Annotated in this window: 11 protein-coding genes; 8 read left to right on the top strand and 3 right to left on the bottom strand. The window is 50.5% G+C overall.

Annotated features, from left to right (window positions below; genetic code table 11):
• From PRECH8_RS14400 to PRECH8_RS12190, 8 genes are all read left to right on the top strand, one after another.
• On the top strand, nucleotides 1–217 hold a 217-nt coding region (locus tag PRECH8_RS14400), incomplete at its 5' end, for a hypothetical protein (protein WP_207161799.1).
• 647 nt (nucleotides 218–864) lie between these two features.
• Nucleotides 865–2,283, top strand: a complete 1,419-nt coding sequence (locus PRECH8_RS12220; protein WP_200967387.1) for a sugar transferase — start codon at nucleotides 865–867, stop codon at nucleotides 2,281–2,283.
• Between the two features lie 24 nt (nucleotides 2,284–2,307).
• Nucleotides 2,308–4,920, top strand: coding sequence for an O-antigen ligase family protein (locus PRECH8_RS12215; RefSeq protein WP_200967386.1), 2,613 nt, complete (start codon nucleotides 2,308–2,310; stop codon nucleotides 4,918–4,920).
• A 99-nt stretch (nucleotides 4,921–5,019) separates the two neighbouring features.
• Nucleotides 5,020–5,568, top strand: a complete 549-nt coding sequence (gene rfbC / locus PRECH8_RS12210) for a dTDP-4-dehydrorhamnose 3,5-epimerase (RefSeq protein WP_200967385.1) — start codon at nucleotides 5,020–5,022, stop codon at nucleotides 5,566–5,568.
• Nucleotides 5,569–5,731: 163 nt separating this feature from the next.
• Nucleotides 5,732–6,379, top strand: a complete 648-nt coding sequence (locus PRECH8_RS12205; protein ID WP_200967384.1) for a hypothetical protein — start codon at nucleotides 5,732–5,734, stop codon at nucleotides 6,377–6,379.
• 136 nt (nucleotides 6,380–6,515) lie between these two features.
• On the top strand, nucleotides 6,516–6,809 hold the full coding sequence (locus tag PRECH8_RS12200) for an alpha/beta-type small acid-soluble spore protein (RefSeq protein ID WP_200967383.1): 294 nt from the start codon (nucleotides 6,516–6,518) through the stop codon (nucleotides 6,807–6,809).
• Nucleotides 6,810–7,123: 314 nt separating this feature from the next.
• Nucleotides 7,124–8,314 (top strand): methionine adenosyltransferase, encoded by a 1,191-nt coding sequence (gene metK / locus PRECH8_RS12195; protein WP_200967382.1) that lies wholly within the window; start codon nucleotides 7,124–7,126, stop codon nucleotides 8,312–8,314.
• Between the two features lie 226 nt (nucleotides 8,315–8,540).
• Complete coding sequence (locus tag PRECH8_RS12190) at nucleotides 8,541–9,206, top strand: DUF559 domain-containing protein (RefSeq protein ID WP_200967381.1); 666 nt, start codon at nucleotides 8,541–8,543, stop codon at nucleotides 9,204–9,206.
• A gap of 565 nt (nucleotides 9,207–9,771) precedes the next feature.
• On the opposite strand, the gene PRECH8_RS12185 is transcribed toward PRECH8_RS12190, so the two are convergent.
• From PRECH8_RS12185 to PRECH8_RS12175, 3 genes are all read right to left on the bottom strand, one after another.
• Complete coding sequence (locus PRECH8_RS12185; RefSeq protein ID WP_200967380.1) at nucleotides 9,772–11,034, bottom strand: TolC family protein; 1,263 nt, start codon at nucleotides 11,032–11,034, stop codon at nucleotides 9,772–9,774.
• A gap of 161 nt (nucleotides 11,035–11,195) precedes the next feature.
• The gene (locus tag PRECH8_RS12180; RefSeq protein WP_200967379.1) at nucleotides 11,196–14,300 is read right to left on the bottom strand and encodes an efflux RND transporter permease subunit; all 3,105 of its coding nucleotides are present in this window, start codon (nucleotides 14,298–14,300) and stop codon (nucleotides 11,196–11,198) included.
• On the bottom strand, nucleotides 14,297–15,763 hold the full coding sequence (locus PRECH8_RS12175; RefSeq protein ID WP_200967378.1) for an efflux RND transporter periplasmic adaptor subunit: 1,467 nt from the start codon (nucleotides 15,761–15,763) through the stop codon (nucleotides 14,297–14,299). Before PRECH8_RS12175 ends, PRECH8_RS12180 begins: the two co-directional genes overlap by 4 nt.
• Nucleotides 15,764–16,212 lie beyond the last annotated feature (449 nt).

The raw sequence follows: 16,212 nt of genomic DNA, 5'->3' as shown, positions 1-16,212 counted from the left end.
CACCAATAAAGCGAGGAAGAAGGGAATAAAAGCGCTGCCAAGATTGGGTCCGAAACATGAGTTTTCACCAAACTTAGAAGGCTGCCCACAATTGCTTGACACACACTTGGCGATGGATGTGGTACACTTCACCTTGAAGGTGCTCCTTTCCTTGGATGGTGTTGTTTTCGGTAAACCTCATTATACCAAGGATTGGAGCCCTTTTTTAGTTAATTGATGAGAAGGTACTTTCGAAATTCAGGATTATTCCTTTTTACTGCCCACAAACATTTTACACTCACAATACGGGGTCCAATCTTTTATATCTTAAATTCCATAATCTGCGAGGTTCTATTCTTGCTTTTATAAAGGCTCTCATAGTCTTTGATTTTTGTTATTTCAGATGTCTAATGAGATCAAATGCAAACGAGCCATATTTTTTGGCGCATCAAATGCCAGCTTATAAAATTCCATGAGCTTGTGATTAATAGATTGCTCATCAAAATAGATTCTCGTAATGGTTTCCCTTAGCTTTTCTAATCGAGAACTAAGGTCAGCATTCTATCTTACACAATTTCAAGTAATCGACTAATTGACCCAGCATAGTCCTTTTCTTTAAAACCGTATCTTCCAAAATTAATGTGTCCCCCTTTTCCATTTTTCGTACGTGATGAGTCCGATATATGCTTTGCTGCCATAGCAATGACAGGCTGGCCGCAGGCCATTCCTTCTAATGCACATCTACAATGGGCTAAAAACTACATCGCTGGTTTGATTGGGAGGATTCGGATTCCTCTTTCCAGACAACAAATTCCTTTGTAACACGTTTAAACAATCATATGGTATTATAAGTACAGTTAATATCGAAATTTTAGGAGATATAGTATGGGGAACCGAATGAAGAGAAGGTTTGTTGCCTTACTTCTTGCCGTAACAGATTTAATCATTCTCTATGGCGGTTATGTGTTAGCATTCTTAATCATATTCGGTCAGGATATTCCTGAGCGTAACTGGGATGCTTTTGTGCTGTTGGCGCCATGGTTGGGGTTGGCTGCGCTAATTATTTTCAATTTCTTCGATCTATATGCGAATAGTAATCGGAGAAGTTATGATAACTTCTTATATTCCATTCTTCTTAGCATCGGATTGTTGCTAATCGTCATGGTGGCGGTAAGCTTCTGGATCCGTGGTTTCGCATTGCCTAGAAGTGTCATCCTGCTCGGATCGTTCATCGTCACCATCATGATGGTGCTTATTCGTTCGTTCATTTGGTATGTACAACTGAAGCTGAACGGGAAGAAACGGGTATTAATCGTCGCCAGTACTATGGAACATGGAAAGAGAATGTCGGAGAAAGTATTCGAGCATGTTAAGGGTTGGTTCGAGATCAGAGCGGTGGTTACTGCGGATAAGAAAGAACTGATCGCAGAACATATCCCACATATCGATGTCGTACTGATCACTCCGGAACTCACTGGCGAACAAAAAGCCGAGATCATGAGTTACTCTTCCCAGTATATGAAAGAAGTGCTGTTAGTTCCTGAACTTTATGAACTTTTCCTAATGGGTGCCGAGGCGCAGCAGATCGATGATATGCTGGTCTTCTCGGTGATGCCTCCCAGCTTAAGTTCAGGTGAATTATTCATCAAGCGTTTGCTGGATATCGTCATATCCGTTATCATCCTGATCATCACAAGCCCTATTATGCTCTTGCTACTTATTTTGATACCTCTAACTTCTAAGGGCAGTCCAATCTATTCTCAAGTGCGGATCGGCAAGAATGGCAAACCTTATATGATCTATAAATTCAGGACTATGGTACACAACGCCGAGCAACATACTGGTCCAGTATTGGCTGCGGATAAGGATCCGCGGATTACTCGGATTGGCAGGCTCATTCGTCCTCTGAGACTTGATGAATTGCCGCAGCTGTTCAATGTTCTGAAAGGCGATATGAGCCTGGTTGGTCCTAGACCGGAGAGACCTCATTTCATGAAGCAATATCAGAAAGAGCATCCTGATTATCTATACCGCATAGCTGTTAAGCCGGGTATTACAGGGTTAGCACAAGTAAAAGCCAAATATAGCACGACAGCAGAAGAGAAGCTGCGGTATGACTTGATGTATATAAGAAACTATACCTTGTTGTTGGATATAAAATTGTTGTTTCAAACATTGATCGTTGTTCTTCGCGGCGTACAAGCCAAGGGTGTTAAGCGGCAAGAGAAAGCTCATCGGATATTCCCTAAGATCATCCAAGAATCCGATCAATATCTATCGAAACACAATCATATCTCACACTAAAAAAGGAAGGCGGCAAACGGAAGGATGAATTATTTTCTATTGATCGTACTTGGAGCAATCATGCTCTTTACTCCATATCTGCGGGGATTGTTTTTTGACAGCGACTTTTATCTGGTTGCACTCGTCGTTATGGCATGTTTTCTAGTCTGGTTGACAGCATCATTAATTACAAAAAAGAAATTGACGGGGACTTACTTTACGATCTTCCTCGTGCCGTTTATGTTCGTATTGGCATTCATTACAGCAGAGTCGCCGGCGCATAACTTCGATAATCTCTTTCGCTGGATCGCTTATGCTTGTTTCTTCGTAATGATCGTCGAGATGAGGAAAGAGCGGAAGATCAATAAACGTCTTCCATATATTTTCCTGGTTACGGGGATAGCTATAGCGATTTTCTCCTATTTCGGATATCTAGGCGGGATCCCTTACAAGGATATTATCGTCTCTGATCGATTGAGCGGACCGTTCCAATACCCGAACACCTTCGCTGCAGTGATGGGTGCCTATTGGTTGTATTCGCTGATTATGACCATTAGGACGAGCTTACGTGCCGAGCCGGGTGCAGGAAAGTATCTGTACAGCGCTTCTCTTGTGTTGTTCGGAACCACTTTCTTCTTGGCTTTCTCAAGAGGGGCATTAATCGCCCTTCCGATCGCATGGTTCATCGGCCTTGTCCTGCTGCGAACGAAAGAACAATTCAAGTACATCATCTATACCCTGCTCTCTGGTGTACTATCGATCCTAGCCATGGTTATGTCGGATGGACAAGCATGGCTTGCCCTGCTCGTGTTAATCGCAAGCTCCGCTGTACCAGCCGTTGTGGAGTTGTTCTGGTCGAAGCGAGACACGAGCGATTCCCTTAAACATGCTCAGCTCGACAGACATGGCAGATGGCTTATTCCCGCTGTCATCCTTGTCGTGGGTGTGCTTCTGGTGCTCGATCTCTTCAATCAAGGTCTTGTCTACCGTGTGCTGCCTGCATCGATGCAGCAGATGGTAAGCAACATCAATCTGGAAACAGGCAGTGCACTTGGCCGCATGGGCATGTATGATGACGCTTGGGAGATCAGCCTCGATTACCCGATTCTAGGGGCAGGAGGAGAAGGTTGGCGGGTTCTTTATGGTCAGTATCAGACAGAACCCTATCTAAGCAATGAGATCCATAACGGGTATTTGGAGATGCTCTTGAATATAGGATTCCTTGGCTTTGCGGTGTTTTTGTTGGTGTTTGGCTTTTTCGCCGTCATCCTGTTCCGGGAGCGATCTGGGAAAGAATTTAATGCTGAGAAAATAGCTGTAACAGCAGCTATTTCTGGATTAGCTATTATATTTATTCACGCTTTTCTTGACTTTGACTTCTCCTACGGAACCTTCTGGTTCATCGCTTTATGGTTGTTGGCGATGTCTGTACCAGTGGAAGGATTGCGATGGACGCGAGCAGCACAGCTAATGAACAAATTAGGGAAGGCTGGGCCTATAGCTGGTAAAGCTGCGGTGACGTTGTTCGTACTGGTCGTATTTATCTTCAATATACGTGTGATGGCAGCTTCTTCCCAGACGAAGATTTCTTCGGCGATGTCCGTTGATCAGGTTGTGGACAGATTCGAGTCAGCACATGCTCTCAATCCATACAACGTCAACTATGGGATCAGTTTGGCAAGCATCTATACTCAGTTCTATATGTACACTGGTGATGAAGCGATTAAGCAACAGGTTGTTGAAGTATTGGATAAAGTCGTGCGCATGGAACCGAACAATGCTAAGGTCAAGTATTCTGCCGGGGAGATGTATCTCCGTTTAGGGGATTGGGAACGCGCTGTTGCGTATATGGACGAGGCGCTGTCGATGGAACGTTTCAATGTGCAATTTTACAATGGTTTGATTCCGTTGAAACAGCAATTGGGACAGATCCATGCTGATGATGAAATGCTCAGCAAGCAATATTATCAAGCAGCGATTGACGATTATGAGAAGTATCTGGCATGGTATGAGGAATTTAGGGATGTCTATATCCCCGATAAGCGAACGATTACGATTACGAGAGAAGCCCATATCGCTGCAGCCAAGTCCTATGCAGAGCTGGGCTTTCCTGAGCAGGCAATGGCCATCCTGCAGCCATTCCATCCTGTGCTGGATGAAGGAATCTGGGATACGGAAACGGAGCAGTTACTCGTCGATACGTTCGATATTCTGACCTTGCCGCAGGTTTTGCAGCAGTACAATGACCGGGTGATGATCCTGTCGGTGAGGGGCAGTGCGACGCGCAGAATATCGGAGGAAGCGCTGGAGATCCTGAAGGGGATGAATTCCTCGATCGAACTTGTGGAGGACCACGGCTCGTATATCGCAGTAATCTACGAAGGCAAGATTATCGAAGAGTATATGAACAACAGCGGAGACGTCACTTTAACCCATGAACAAGCGAATGCTGCATTCAAGAAGTTGATCGGATCCCGCCGTGTTGAGATCTATTCAGCCGGCAAAGAATTCGGTGACCGCTCTTCCATCAAGATCGACGGAATCGAGTATTCGCGGAATAAGAGAGGGCTGAATATCGCTGTCTTCGATAAGGAGATGACAGTGATTGGGACGGAGTATTTTGATACGCATGTGTCGGATGTTCGTGTGACCAAATGACCAAGTAACCAAGTAACCAAGTAACAACAGGTTATTGCACATTAGGTTTGGTCCTGCATATCATAAGGCAGATCTTGTATATGAAGGACTGATCGATGAATGAAAGTGCAAAGTACAAGCCTTGACGGCGTTTATCTGCTGGAACCAACGGTGTATGAGGATGATCGGGGCTTCTTCATGGAATCCTACAACGATAAGGTTTTGGCGGAATACGGGATCACCTGTCAGTTTGTCCAAGACAATCATTCGTTATCGAGAAAGACGGGTACGCTGCGGGGGATGCATTATCAATTAGAGCCGTATGCCCAGACAAAGCTGGTCCGTGTCATTAGAGGCTCGATCTTCGATGTGGTGATCGATTTGCGGCCGAATTCGAAGACATACGGTCGATGGGAAGGTTTCGAGCTGTCAGCCGGCAACAAACGGCAGCTGCTTGTCCCCCGCGGTTTCGCTCATGGGTTCTGTACCTTAGAACCGAACACAGAGGTGCTGTATAAGGTGGATCAATATTATTCTCATCCGCATGATCGAGGGATCCGCTGGGATGATCCGGAGATCGGGATCATATGGCCGGTTGTGTCGCCTATTCTATCAGAGAAAGATCGCCAGCATCCGTTCCTAAGAGATGCAGAGATCAATTTTCGATAACCCGCTGTACGGCGGGTTATTCCTTTTGACGTAAGATTCGTCATCTGTATGTCAAAGAAGCATGATATAATAGCTTCTAGATTACTAGAAATTGTTCCGCAACGAAAGGGACTCTAGCAGAGTATAAACTAATTAGCATAGCATGAGTGGAGGAGATCGGAAGTTGAAGTGGCTGAAGAAGTCCGTATTATTGATTGCGGTATTTGCTGTAGGTGTGGTGTCTGGGTCGATGATCTGGACATCCAGTGCGAACAATACGGGGCTTGTTGATCCGAATCGGCCGGGATCGGTGAATGATCCGCTGATTACGAAGAGCTATGTTGACCAGGCTGTGGCAGGGCAAGTCAAGACGGAGCTGGAGAAGCAGCTGCAAGGACAGCTGGAACAATTGGACAAGATGTTGGCTGATAAGCAGAAGGAAATGGACGACAAGATCGTCCAGTTCCAGAAGCAGCTGGACGCCTTGATCTCGAAGGCGGGCGGTATGACCGTTGTTGAGCTGCAGCCGAATCAGACCATGTATGCTGATCCGGGTGCTACTTTTATCGTTCGTAATGGTACGACGATCGCGGTCAGCACCGATGCGAACGGGATTCCGGATGTCACAGGCGGCAAGGATCTGATGGACGGCACGCCGATCGAGCTGAACCACATGCTCATCTTCCCGCGTGAGGGCCGCGGTATTAAGAGCACCCACAGCTCTACGGTGTTCGTCATGGTAACCGGCGGTTATACGGTGATGAACCCGGACGGTACCATTGCTGCAAGCTCGTCCATGGATAACAGCGACCAGAACGAAACGGCAGAGTGAAGACAGGTTTGATCATCACAGCATCATAAATATTCCCCAGATTAACAACAACTTATGCGTCTGCCTGACGGCATGGCGGTCATACTACACATGCGGGTTCATCCGTGCAGAGACCACCGTCAGGAGGTGACGCAGCGTGGCAAGAGGTCAGTCTGGAGGCAGCAATGCCAAGGTTGTACCCGGCTGTGAGAAGATCCTTAACCAGTGGAAGTACGAAATCGCCGCTGAACTAGGCTTGCCTGTCGGGAAGCAGATCGTCGATGCGGATGTGGAGTTTGCCACGGAGCTTGGCAGCATCCCCGTGACCTCGGTTAGGGAGGATTACTGGGGACATATCGCTTCGCGGGATGCAGGAGCCGTCGGCGGTCAGATCACAGCGCGGTTGGTGAAACAAGCGGAGCAGGCATTGCTTGGATTGAGCTTGGAATGATAGGTTAGCGTGTTATCTTTGGGGGCTGTCTATGACGCGATTAGAGGCGCACAGACAGCCTCTTCATATGCAGAAGATCATGCGGTTTCATGCGAGAAATGACAATTGACACGCCTATACATATCCAGTATGATATTGAATTGAAGGTTTTGACAGACAGCCTTTCCTAAGGGGAAAGGTTATTTTTCTTTCATGATAGGGAAGTTTATACGTCGTATTAATGTGGATACGAGAGTATTTCCCGTTTAAAGGCATTATCATATTCATGGACCTGGCGGATGTCCGGGATCTTCGGTCATAGGAGTTGATAGGAATTGGCTGAACGTCGTTTGTTCACATCGGAATCAGTAACAGAGGGGCACCCGGATAAGATCTGCGATCAGATCTCTGATGCGGTGCTGGATGCTTTCTTAGAAGTGGATCCTTATGCAAGGGTCGCTTGTGAAGTATCCGTCACGACAGGTTTGGTACTTGTGATCGGAGAGGTCAGCACTAAGGCGGATTATGTTGACATCCCGGCCATCGTGCGCAATACTCTTCGGGATATCGGGTATGTCCGTGCCAAGTATGGTTTTGACGCTGAGACATGTGCCGTTCTGACATCTCTGAATGAGCAGTCCCCGGATATCGCTCAAGGGGTGGACGTGGCACTGGAGGCGCGGGAAGGTAAGGAACCGATTGAAGATGCCATCGGTGCCGGCGACCAGGGCATCATGTTCGGCTATGCAACGAACGAGACCGATGAGATGATGCCGATGCCGATCGCCCTAGCTCATCGTCTGGCACGCAGACTGGCTGAAGTGCGGAAGGATGGCACGCTGCCTTATCTGCGCCCGGACGGCAAGACACAGGTGACGATCGAGTATGAAGGGGACAAGCCGGTGCGTGTGGATACGATCGTGATCTCGACCCAGCACCAAGAAGATGTAACGCAAGAACAGATCCATCGGGATCTGCGGGAGCATGTGATCCGCCCCGTTGTCCCTGAGGAGTTCTTGGATGAAGATACGAGATATTTCATCAATCCTACGGGGCGCTTCGTCATCGGCGGACCGCAGGGGGATGCGGGGCTTACAGGCCGGAAGATCATCGTCGATACTTACGGCGGTTATGCTCGCCACGGCGGCGGTGCCTTCTCCGGTAAGGATCCGACGAAGGTGGACCGTTCCGGTGCCTATGCAGCGCGTTATGTGGCGAAGAATATCGTCGCTGCGGGACTTGCGGACAAGGTTGAGATTCAGCTTGCCTATGCGATCGGTGTGGCTCAACCGGTATCGATCAGCATCGATACTTTCGGTACGGGCCAAGTGAGCGAGAGCAAGCTGGTAGAGATCGTCCGTAAGAACTTCGATCTGCGCCCGGCCGGCATCATCAAGATGCTGGATCTGCGCCGTCCGATCTACAGACAGACAGCGGCTTACGGACACTTCGGCCGTACGGATCTGGACCTGCCTTGGGAACGTACGGATAAGGCGGAGATTTTGAAGCGGGATGCTTTGGCGTAAGATTGGTGTATGATTCGTGTAAGATTGCGAGTCGTATAAGGAAAGAAAAAGTGTGACGTGAGTTAGAAACCCGTTTGATACACATGAACCATATATGAAGGATATGGTATACCGGTTCTGACGCTTCTGCCGGTTGGATGTCGTGAAGAACACGCTGATGCCTTATGTGAGGTGATCGGCGTGTTTTTTTGTTTATTAGATTTCGTTGAAGGGAGGGATGGGGATGATGAGTTTTGAGCGAGCTTATGCACAGTTTCTGGAGAAACATCTGGATGAAGCCCGAGGTATGCGCAGGGAGAGGTTGTTGAAGGGGCTGGGATATGGGGAGAAATTGTTTGCTAAGAATGCATGGTGGCCGGCGATCGGCAGCTTCGACCATCTATATCCGGAGTTTATGGTGCGGGATGTGAAGAGGGGATATCGCTTGATTGATTTTGTCTATTTGCGGCCGCCGCATAGAATCGCTTTCGAAGCCGATGGATATCATCCTCACCAGTTAGATCGATATGCATTTGACGATGATCGGGAGAGACAGAACATGTTGGTCTTGGATGGCTGGAAGGTGTTCCGCTATACCATAGATCAGCTGAAGGATCGGCCCAAGGAAGTTCAGAGGCAGCTGCAGCAGATCATGGGGACTTTCTACGGTAAACAAGGCATGGAACAGGCGCTGTTAACCCCGAAGGAACTCTCCTTGCTTCAATTTGCAGGCAGCAGGGGTGATGCGTTCACGCCTCAAGAAGCTGCTGAATGGCTCGGCCTCACTGTACGTCAGACGCTTGCTTATCTTCATCGATTGGTGGACAAGGGACACCTTATTCCTGCCAGCGGAGAGAAGCGCATTCGCTCTTACATGATCTCGTATCCCGATGCTGATCTGGAATCTATGTAGTTGATTCAGGTTGGCTGAGGTTGACGAGGCAGGTGCGCATGTATGAGGCGGGATGAGAGGTGATTGGAGATGGTGATCAGGAATGGGGACGGGACGAATATAGTGGATGAATACAGGGATGAGTATGTTGGATGAGTATAGTGGGTGTGAATGAATGTTGTGGATGAATGTTGTGGATGAATGTACTGGACGCAATTAGTTGAAGAATGTAGCGGTGAATGTGCTAGACGCAATTAGTTGAAGAATGTATTGGTGAAGAAATAGTGTAAGTGAAATTTCTCTTATTTTGTAAAAAGCCGTGTTTTTGATGAAATAGTGATAGTCAAACTTACCTTATTTTGCTCATGAGGAGGAAAACAACCGGATTTTATACGAAATGAATGAGATAGCGGAAATATGGCTTCCGTTATTTCGGGGAAAACGGCTATTTTCGCGAAATAGAGGAAGTTTGATTTCTCCTATTTGCGCAGTGTTGCAGTATGCGCGGCGATGTGCACCGTATCCGGGGGTAGATAAGAAAAGGATCGAACATTCCAACGGGATGTTCGATCCTTTATTGTATTGCTTACATTCCGCTAAGATGGCCTTCTAGGAACAGCTCGAACTGTTTTCGAAGGATCATATAATCCTTCTGAAGTTGGAACTTCTGGTGTTCCGCGGCGATCACGTTCAGGCGGATGGCTTCCAGATCAGCTGGACGGATCATGCCGTTCTCCAGCAGGACGAGATTCTTCTCATACAGTTCTTTGGCATCCTCGATCGCCTGTTCTTGCAGTTCAAGCTGCTTCTCCAGGGATTTGAACTGTTCAGCGTAGGTGTAGCTGAGCAGTTCGAGGGCTTGCTCCTGTTGCTGCAGTTGGATCTTCGTGTTGTGCAGTTCCGATTCATAGTAGAACTTGAGCTCGCTCTTCGCTTTGGATAGATTAGCCGGGCGCGGCATCTGGGCATTGGCCGCCTGAATCTGCTGGATTTGCATTTGAAGCTGCAAGGCCGTTTGTTGCAATTGCTGCAATTGTGCTAAAGTTTGCTCATCTAATGGACCTTGTTTTTGCAATTCTTGAATCGCCTCAATCTGTTTCTGTACCGCCGCAAGCTGCTGCTCCAGATGATCTGTCGGCATGGCACCGGTTGACGGGTATGTGAGATCATCGATGCTCTGCAAGATATTGTTGTATGCGGAGATCAGGAATTTCAGCATCGAAAGCGATTCATGTTTCTCTTTCACATAGGTGGATACTGATAAAGGATCATACTTCTCTTCTTCCAGAAGGGAGAAGGAAGGCAATTCGATCTCGATTATATCTTTGCCGAGTTCGAGCTGCAGGGCTTGCTGCATGGCGCGTTCGGCGATGTTATAGCCCATCTTGGCGCTTTCGTGGTTTTTCTTCGCGTTGGTAACGGCCATCTTAGCTTGCAAGATCTCCAGATCAGAAGCGACACCGTGCTCCCGTTCGGTCTCGACGATCTTCAGCTCATTCTCAGCTTGGGCCAGGCTTCTGGCGGTGAGTTCCAAGCTCTGCTTGGCGAATAGATAGTCGTACACCTTGCGATAGGCGGAGAGCTCAGAATTCCATGCATTGTTCCGAATCGTATAGCCTTGCTGCATGGAAGATAAAGCTTCCAGTTCCGTCATCGGCAACATGCTCTGATACATCTGCACATCGGCGGACAGCTTCGGCACGAATCTCGTCTGGGTCGAGAGATCGTTCTTCTGCACCTGCTCGACGGCTTCATCGAAGGTGTAGCTCTGATAGCTCTCGGCCATACTGGCTGCGACAGGGATGCACAGAACCGCTGCGGCTATGATGAGCCAAACCTTATGCCTCATGGGTGAAACCTCGCTTTCCTATATAGTTGATAAACGTATCATCGTAAAGATCGTGTCAGATACCGGCAAGCAGGTGAGGACCTGCAGCACTCCTTATCACAGCCCATCACCTGCGTCCATGCCGGGTGTACATAACGGATGTACATAAGATGCAACAAAAGTTATACGGCAAGCTCGCTGGTTTCAGCTGCGCGTCCTTTGCGGCGGAAGATGCGTTTCCACCAGTTGGACAAGTCATCCAGATACGTATAGACGACCGGGACAAGCAGCAAGGTGATCATCGTCGAGAACAACAGTCCGAAGATGACGACGATCGCCAGCGGCGCTTGCAGTTCTGCGCCTTCGCCTATACCTAAGGCGAGCGGTACGAGACCGAGCACCGTCGTCAGCGTCGTCATGAAGATCGGACGCAGACGGCTTGGGCCTGCTTCGAGGATCGCTTCATAGCGCTCCATGCCCTTGCGGCGCAGGATATTGATGTAATCGACGAGGACGATGGCGTTGTTGACGACGATCCCCGCGAGGACGATGAGTCCGATGGCAGCAGGCAGGCTGAGATCCGTTCCCGTGACGAACAGTCCGAACACGACGCCGATGAAGGTCGGCGGCAGCGAGAACATGATGATGAACGGGAACAGCAGCGATTCGAACTGCACCGCCATGACGACATAGATCAGGAAGATCGAGAACAACAGAGCGATAGCGAGATCCGTGAAGGATTCCAGCATATCGACGGATTGACCGCCGAAGCTGTAGGAATAGCCGTCCGGGAAGTTCATCCGCTCTATCGCCGCTTGTACGTCGGCGAAGACGCTGCCCAGGTCGCGGCCGACAACATCGCTGGTGATGTTGATCTGCCGCTGCTGATTCTCCCGCTGGATCATCGTCGGCGACTGGATCTGCTCCAACTCAGCGACCAGCGAGAGCGGAACCAGCTGTCCGGTCGGCGTCTGGATCGGCATCGTCGTCAGATCGGCGATGGTCGAGCGCTGATCCTCCGGGAGGATGACGCGGACATCGTATTCATAACCGCCTTCGCGGTAGATCGTGGCCAGCTGACCATTGACCGCCATCTGCACCTGGCTCATGATCTGCTGATAGGTCAGACCGTACTGGGCCGCAAGCTCGCGGTCGATGGAGATGTTCAGCTCCGGATGGCTGTCAGCCAAGGAAGTCGTCGGGTTGTGGACCCCTTCGATCTCGGAGATCACCCAGACCACTTGCTGTGCGATCTCGGCCAGCACTTCTTGTTCAGGCCCGTTCACGCTGATCTGGATCGGGCTGCCGGTGCCGAGGCTCATCATCGTCTCCTGCACGGTGATCTCAGCACCCGGGATGCCGCGCGTCTTCTCGTGCAGTTCCTGCATCACTTGCGTCGTCGATACATCGCGCTCATCCTTGCCGACAAGCAGGACAGTGAGACTTGCGGTGTGGCTGCCGCCGCTTGTGCCGATGCCGCCGGAACTTCCTACGGATAAGTACGATATATCGATGATGTCTTCATACGGGTCCAGCAGTTCTTCTACTTGTGCTGCAATTTCGTAAGTTCTCTCCAGATGGGTGCCGCTGGGCAGTTCGATCGTGATGTCGATCTGACCTTGGTCAGAATCCGGGAAGAACGAGGCCCCGATAAATGGCATCAAGAAGAAGCTTCCGATTAATAGAGCGATCGTTCCGAAGACCGTCGTCTTGCGATGCCCCAGCACCCAGCGCAGGATTCCGCGGTAGATGTCGAGGAACTTGCTGAAGAATTGGACATACCTGCTGGGCTTCTGCTCCGCTGAATAATCGAAGCGGCGTCCGGATAACAGCTTGGCCGACATCGAAGGGACGACGGTGAGCGCCACAGCAAGCGAAGCAAGCAGCGTAAAGGATACGGTGATGCCGAGCGGCATGAAGATATCCGCTGCCAGTCCTTGGACGAAGGTCATCGGTACGAAGACGACGACCGTGGTCAGCGTAGCGGCGATGACCGCAGGTGCCAGTTCGGATCCCCCTTTCACCGCAGCTTCCTTAAGGGAAGCGCCGCGCTGCCTGTGGGTGAAGATGTTCTCGAGGATGACGATCGAGTTGTCCACCATCATCCCGACCCCCAGCGCGAGACCGCCCATGGTGATGACGTTCAAGGTCTGACCGGAATAATACATCATCGCAAAGGCAGCGATAATCGCGATCGGGATGGCCACGCCGATGATCACCGTCGTCCGGATGCTGCGCAGGAAGAGCAGCAGGACGATGACTGCGAGCACGGCTCCTGACAGCATATTGTTCAACACAGAATCAACAGATTGCTCGATGTATACTGCCGTGTCGATGACGGTGCTCAACTTCACGCCTTGCGGCAGTTCCGATTGCAGGTCTTCAACGGCCTTGCGCACCTCACGTGCTACCGATACGGTGTTGCCGTCGGATTCTTTCATAATCGACAGAACGAGAGCCTCTTCGCCGTTCACCAGCGTCATGGAAGATTGCTTCTTATAGGTGTCGACGATCTCGGCCACATCCCGCACTTGGATCTGCCGTCCCGTCGGCAGGTGAATGATCGTGTCAGCGATGTCTTGCAGGGATTCGAATTCGCCCTCGACACGCACCTGCAGGTCCTGTTCCCCTTTGGTAATGACGCCGGCGGAACCAGAAAGGTTCTCGGCATTTAATGCTTGCACGACGTGGGCCGTCGAGATGCCGTAAGAGGCCATCTTCGCGATATCCAGTTCGACCAGGATCTCACGCGTCTTGCCGCCCATGGTATTAACGGAGGCGACGCCGTCCTGCCGCTCCAGATAAGGAATGATCGTGTTCTCCGCGATCTGCTGCAAGCGTTCCGGTGCTGCTCCCGTTAGTGCCAGCTGGACAACGGGCAGTTGGTTCAGGTCGAAGCGCAGCACCGAAGGATCGCCTGCACCGTCAGGCAGGAAAGGCTTCACCTGATCGATCCGCTCCCGAACCTCAAGCAGGGCATAATCGAGATTCGTCCCGTTCTGGAACATCAGGAGCACGATCGAGGCGCCGGATTGGGATTGGGACGAGATCGTATCGATGCCGTTCACGGAAGCCAGCGCTGCTTCGAGCGGCTGGGAGACCAGTTTCTCGACTTCCTCCGGTGCCGCCCCGCTGTAAGAGGTGGCGACGACGGCGATCGGCAGCTCGATCTTCGGGAAGAGATCGATCGCCAGGTTGCGCAAGCTGACCATCCCGAGGGCGATAACGCCCAAGACGATCATGAGCAGTCCGATGGGTCGTCTAACGGATACATCTACCAGCTTCAATGGTTCTGCGCCTCCCCATCGATGATGCGGACGCGTTGATCATCGCTCAGTGTCATCTGACCGGTAGTAACCACTTGATCGCCGGGGGACAGTTCGCCGGCTACGGCGGTCTTGTCCGTCTGTTGTTCAAGGATCTCGACATTGACGCGCACGGCGCGTTCATCACGGACAACATAGACGATGGCACCATCGCTTCTCTCGATGATCGCCGTCGTCGGTACGATCAAGCTGTTCTCGACGAGGGATTGATCGAGGATGATCTTGCTGACCATGCCTGCGCGGATCTCATCGTCTGGATTCTCCAGCTCGGCTTCGATCGTATAGAAGCCGCCGGTGTTCGCGATCGGCGACAGATAGGTCACGCGGGCGGTATAGGTGCGTCCGAGATCCGGGATCTCCACTTCGACTTCCTCCAGTCCCTGCAGCAGCATCAGCTGACGAACATTGACATCCGCGGTGACGATGATCGGATTCGTCGAGATGATGGTCACCAGCGGCATCTGCATCGACACCAGCTCACCCGGATCGGCGTTCACTGCGACGACTTGACCGCTGATCGGCGCGGTGATCGCCGCATCGGCTAATTGCTTGCGTGCCTGATTGAGATTGAGCTGCGCCTGATTCACCTGGATCTGAGCCAGTTCTACGCCGATCTCCGCTTGCTGCACAGCGAAGGCGGAGTTCTCATCCTGCATCGCCAGCAGCACCTGCTGATAAGCGATCTCCGTCTGACGCACAGCGTTGACGGCTTGCTCGTATTGCTGCTGCGAGATGAGGCCTTCTGCATACAGATTCTCCATGCGCTCCAGATTGGTGCGCGCTTGCTCCAACTGCAGCTTGATGTTCTGTAGCTCCAGATCTACGCGGTTCACCGCCTGTGGCTGCGATTCAGCTGGCAGCTCCTCTGCTTCTGCAAGCGATTCTTCGCCATGGGAGGAGACATCCGCGGTTTGCGTCTCCTCCGCAGCTGCTCCGTTCTCTGAAGCAGCACTCGCATCTTCACCATGGTTGGTTTCATCCGTCTCTGCATTAGGCTCGGTTAGGATCTTGCGTTCATGATTGCTCTTCGCTTGTTCTAAGCCGAGCTGGGCATTTTTGAGCTGGGTTTGGGCTTGGGCCAGCGCCGCTTCGCCCTGTTGGATCTGTACCCGCAAGTTCTCTGTATCGATCGCGCCAAGCTTCGCGCCGGCTTCGATGTAATCGCCTCTGCTGACATAGAGTTCAGCGAGCTCGCCGGCCATCTTCGGGTAGACGTCTACGGATTTGTTCGGTTTGGTGATGCCGATAATCTCATTGCGCATCGTCAATGTGCCTTGCTCGACAACCGCTACTTTGACCGGTGTGACGGCTTCGGCGGTTTCCAAATCATCGCTTGCCGTACTCTCCGTACAAGCTGTGATGATGAGACTGAGGGCCAGCAGTGCAGCCAGCGCTGCCTTCCGGCCGGGATGTTTGGACTTCATGCTTTGATTCCTCTCCTTTACTCTCTGGATTACGTTAATTAAGAAGAACTGCGAGAACAGGACCTTTATTGTAAGAAAACCCTTCTCAATAATACGAAGGATGGGCGTGTTGGTAGCACTAATTTGCAATATTTATCAGAGAAAAGATGCTGCACCAGCGTTTCAAGGCCCTGTTAGCTTGAAAGTGAACAAAAAAATTTACCAGCACAAAATCTCGTAACTTTTTACCAAAAAAACAGTCTATATCAATAGGGCGATCCTCCAATCTATTGCAAGATGCGGTCAGTAGAATCTCTCAGAACACATTGGTGTGAGCTCGCTCACTACTCTAGTATATCACGAGAAGTGGAAGCAATCTCCTGTCTATTACAGGATTGAACCCCCAAAATGTCAAGGAGAGTGATCGCAGGCCGGTACATCTTATTCTTACATGGATATGAGGCAACGCA

The organism is Insulibacter thermoxylanivorax, assembly GCF_015472005.1.
Taxonomy (GTDB): domain Bacteria; phylum Bacillota; class Bacilli; order Paenibacillales; family DA-C8; genus Insulibacter; species Insulibacter thermoxylanivorax.
This window is presented reverse-complemented; position numbering and strand designations above follow the sequence as displayed.

Bases quoted from the DNA above. Each gene is read 5' to 3' on its own strand.
- PRECH8_RS12190 (WP_200967381.1), top strand. From the start codon at position 8,541: ATGAGTTTTGAGCGAGCTTATGCACAGTTTCTGGAGAAACATCTGGAT.
- PRECH8_RS12215 (WP_200967386.1), top strand. From the start codon at position 2,308: ATGAATTATTTTCTATTGATCGTACTTGGAGCAATCATGCTCTTTACT.
- PRECH8_RS12185 (WP_200967380.1), bottom strand. From the start codon at position 11,034: ATGAGGCATAAGGTTTGGCTCATCATAGCCGCAGCGGTTCTGTGCATC.
- PRECH8_RS12220 (WP_200967387.1), top strand. From the start codon at position 865: ATGGGGAACCGAATGAAGAGAAGGTTTGTTGCCTTACTTCTTGCCGTA.
- rfbC (WP_200967385.1), top strand. From the start codon at position 5,020: ATGAAAGTGCAAAGTACAAGCCTTGACGGCGTTTATCTGCTGGAACCA.
- PRECH8_RS12175 (WP_200967378.1), bottom strand. From the start codon at position 15,763: ATGAAGTCCAAACATCCCGGCCGGAAGGCAGCGCTGGCTGCACTGCTG.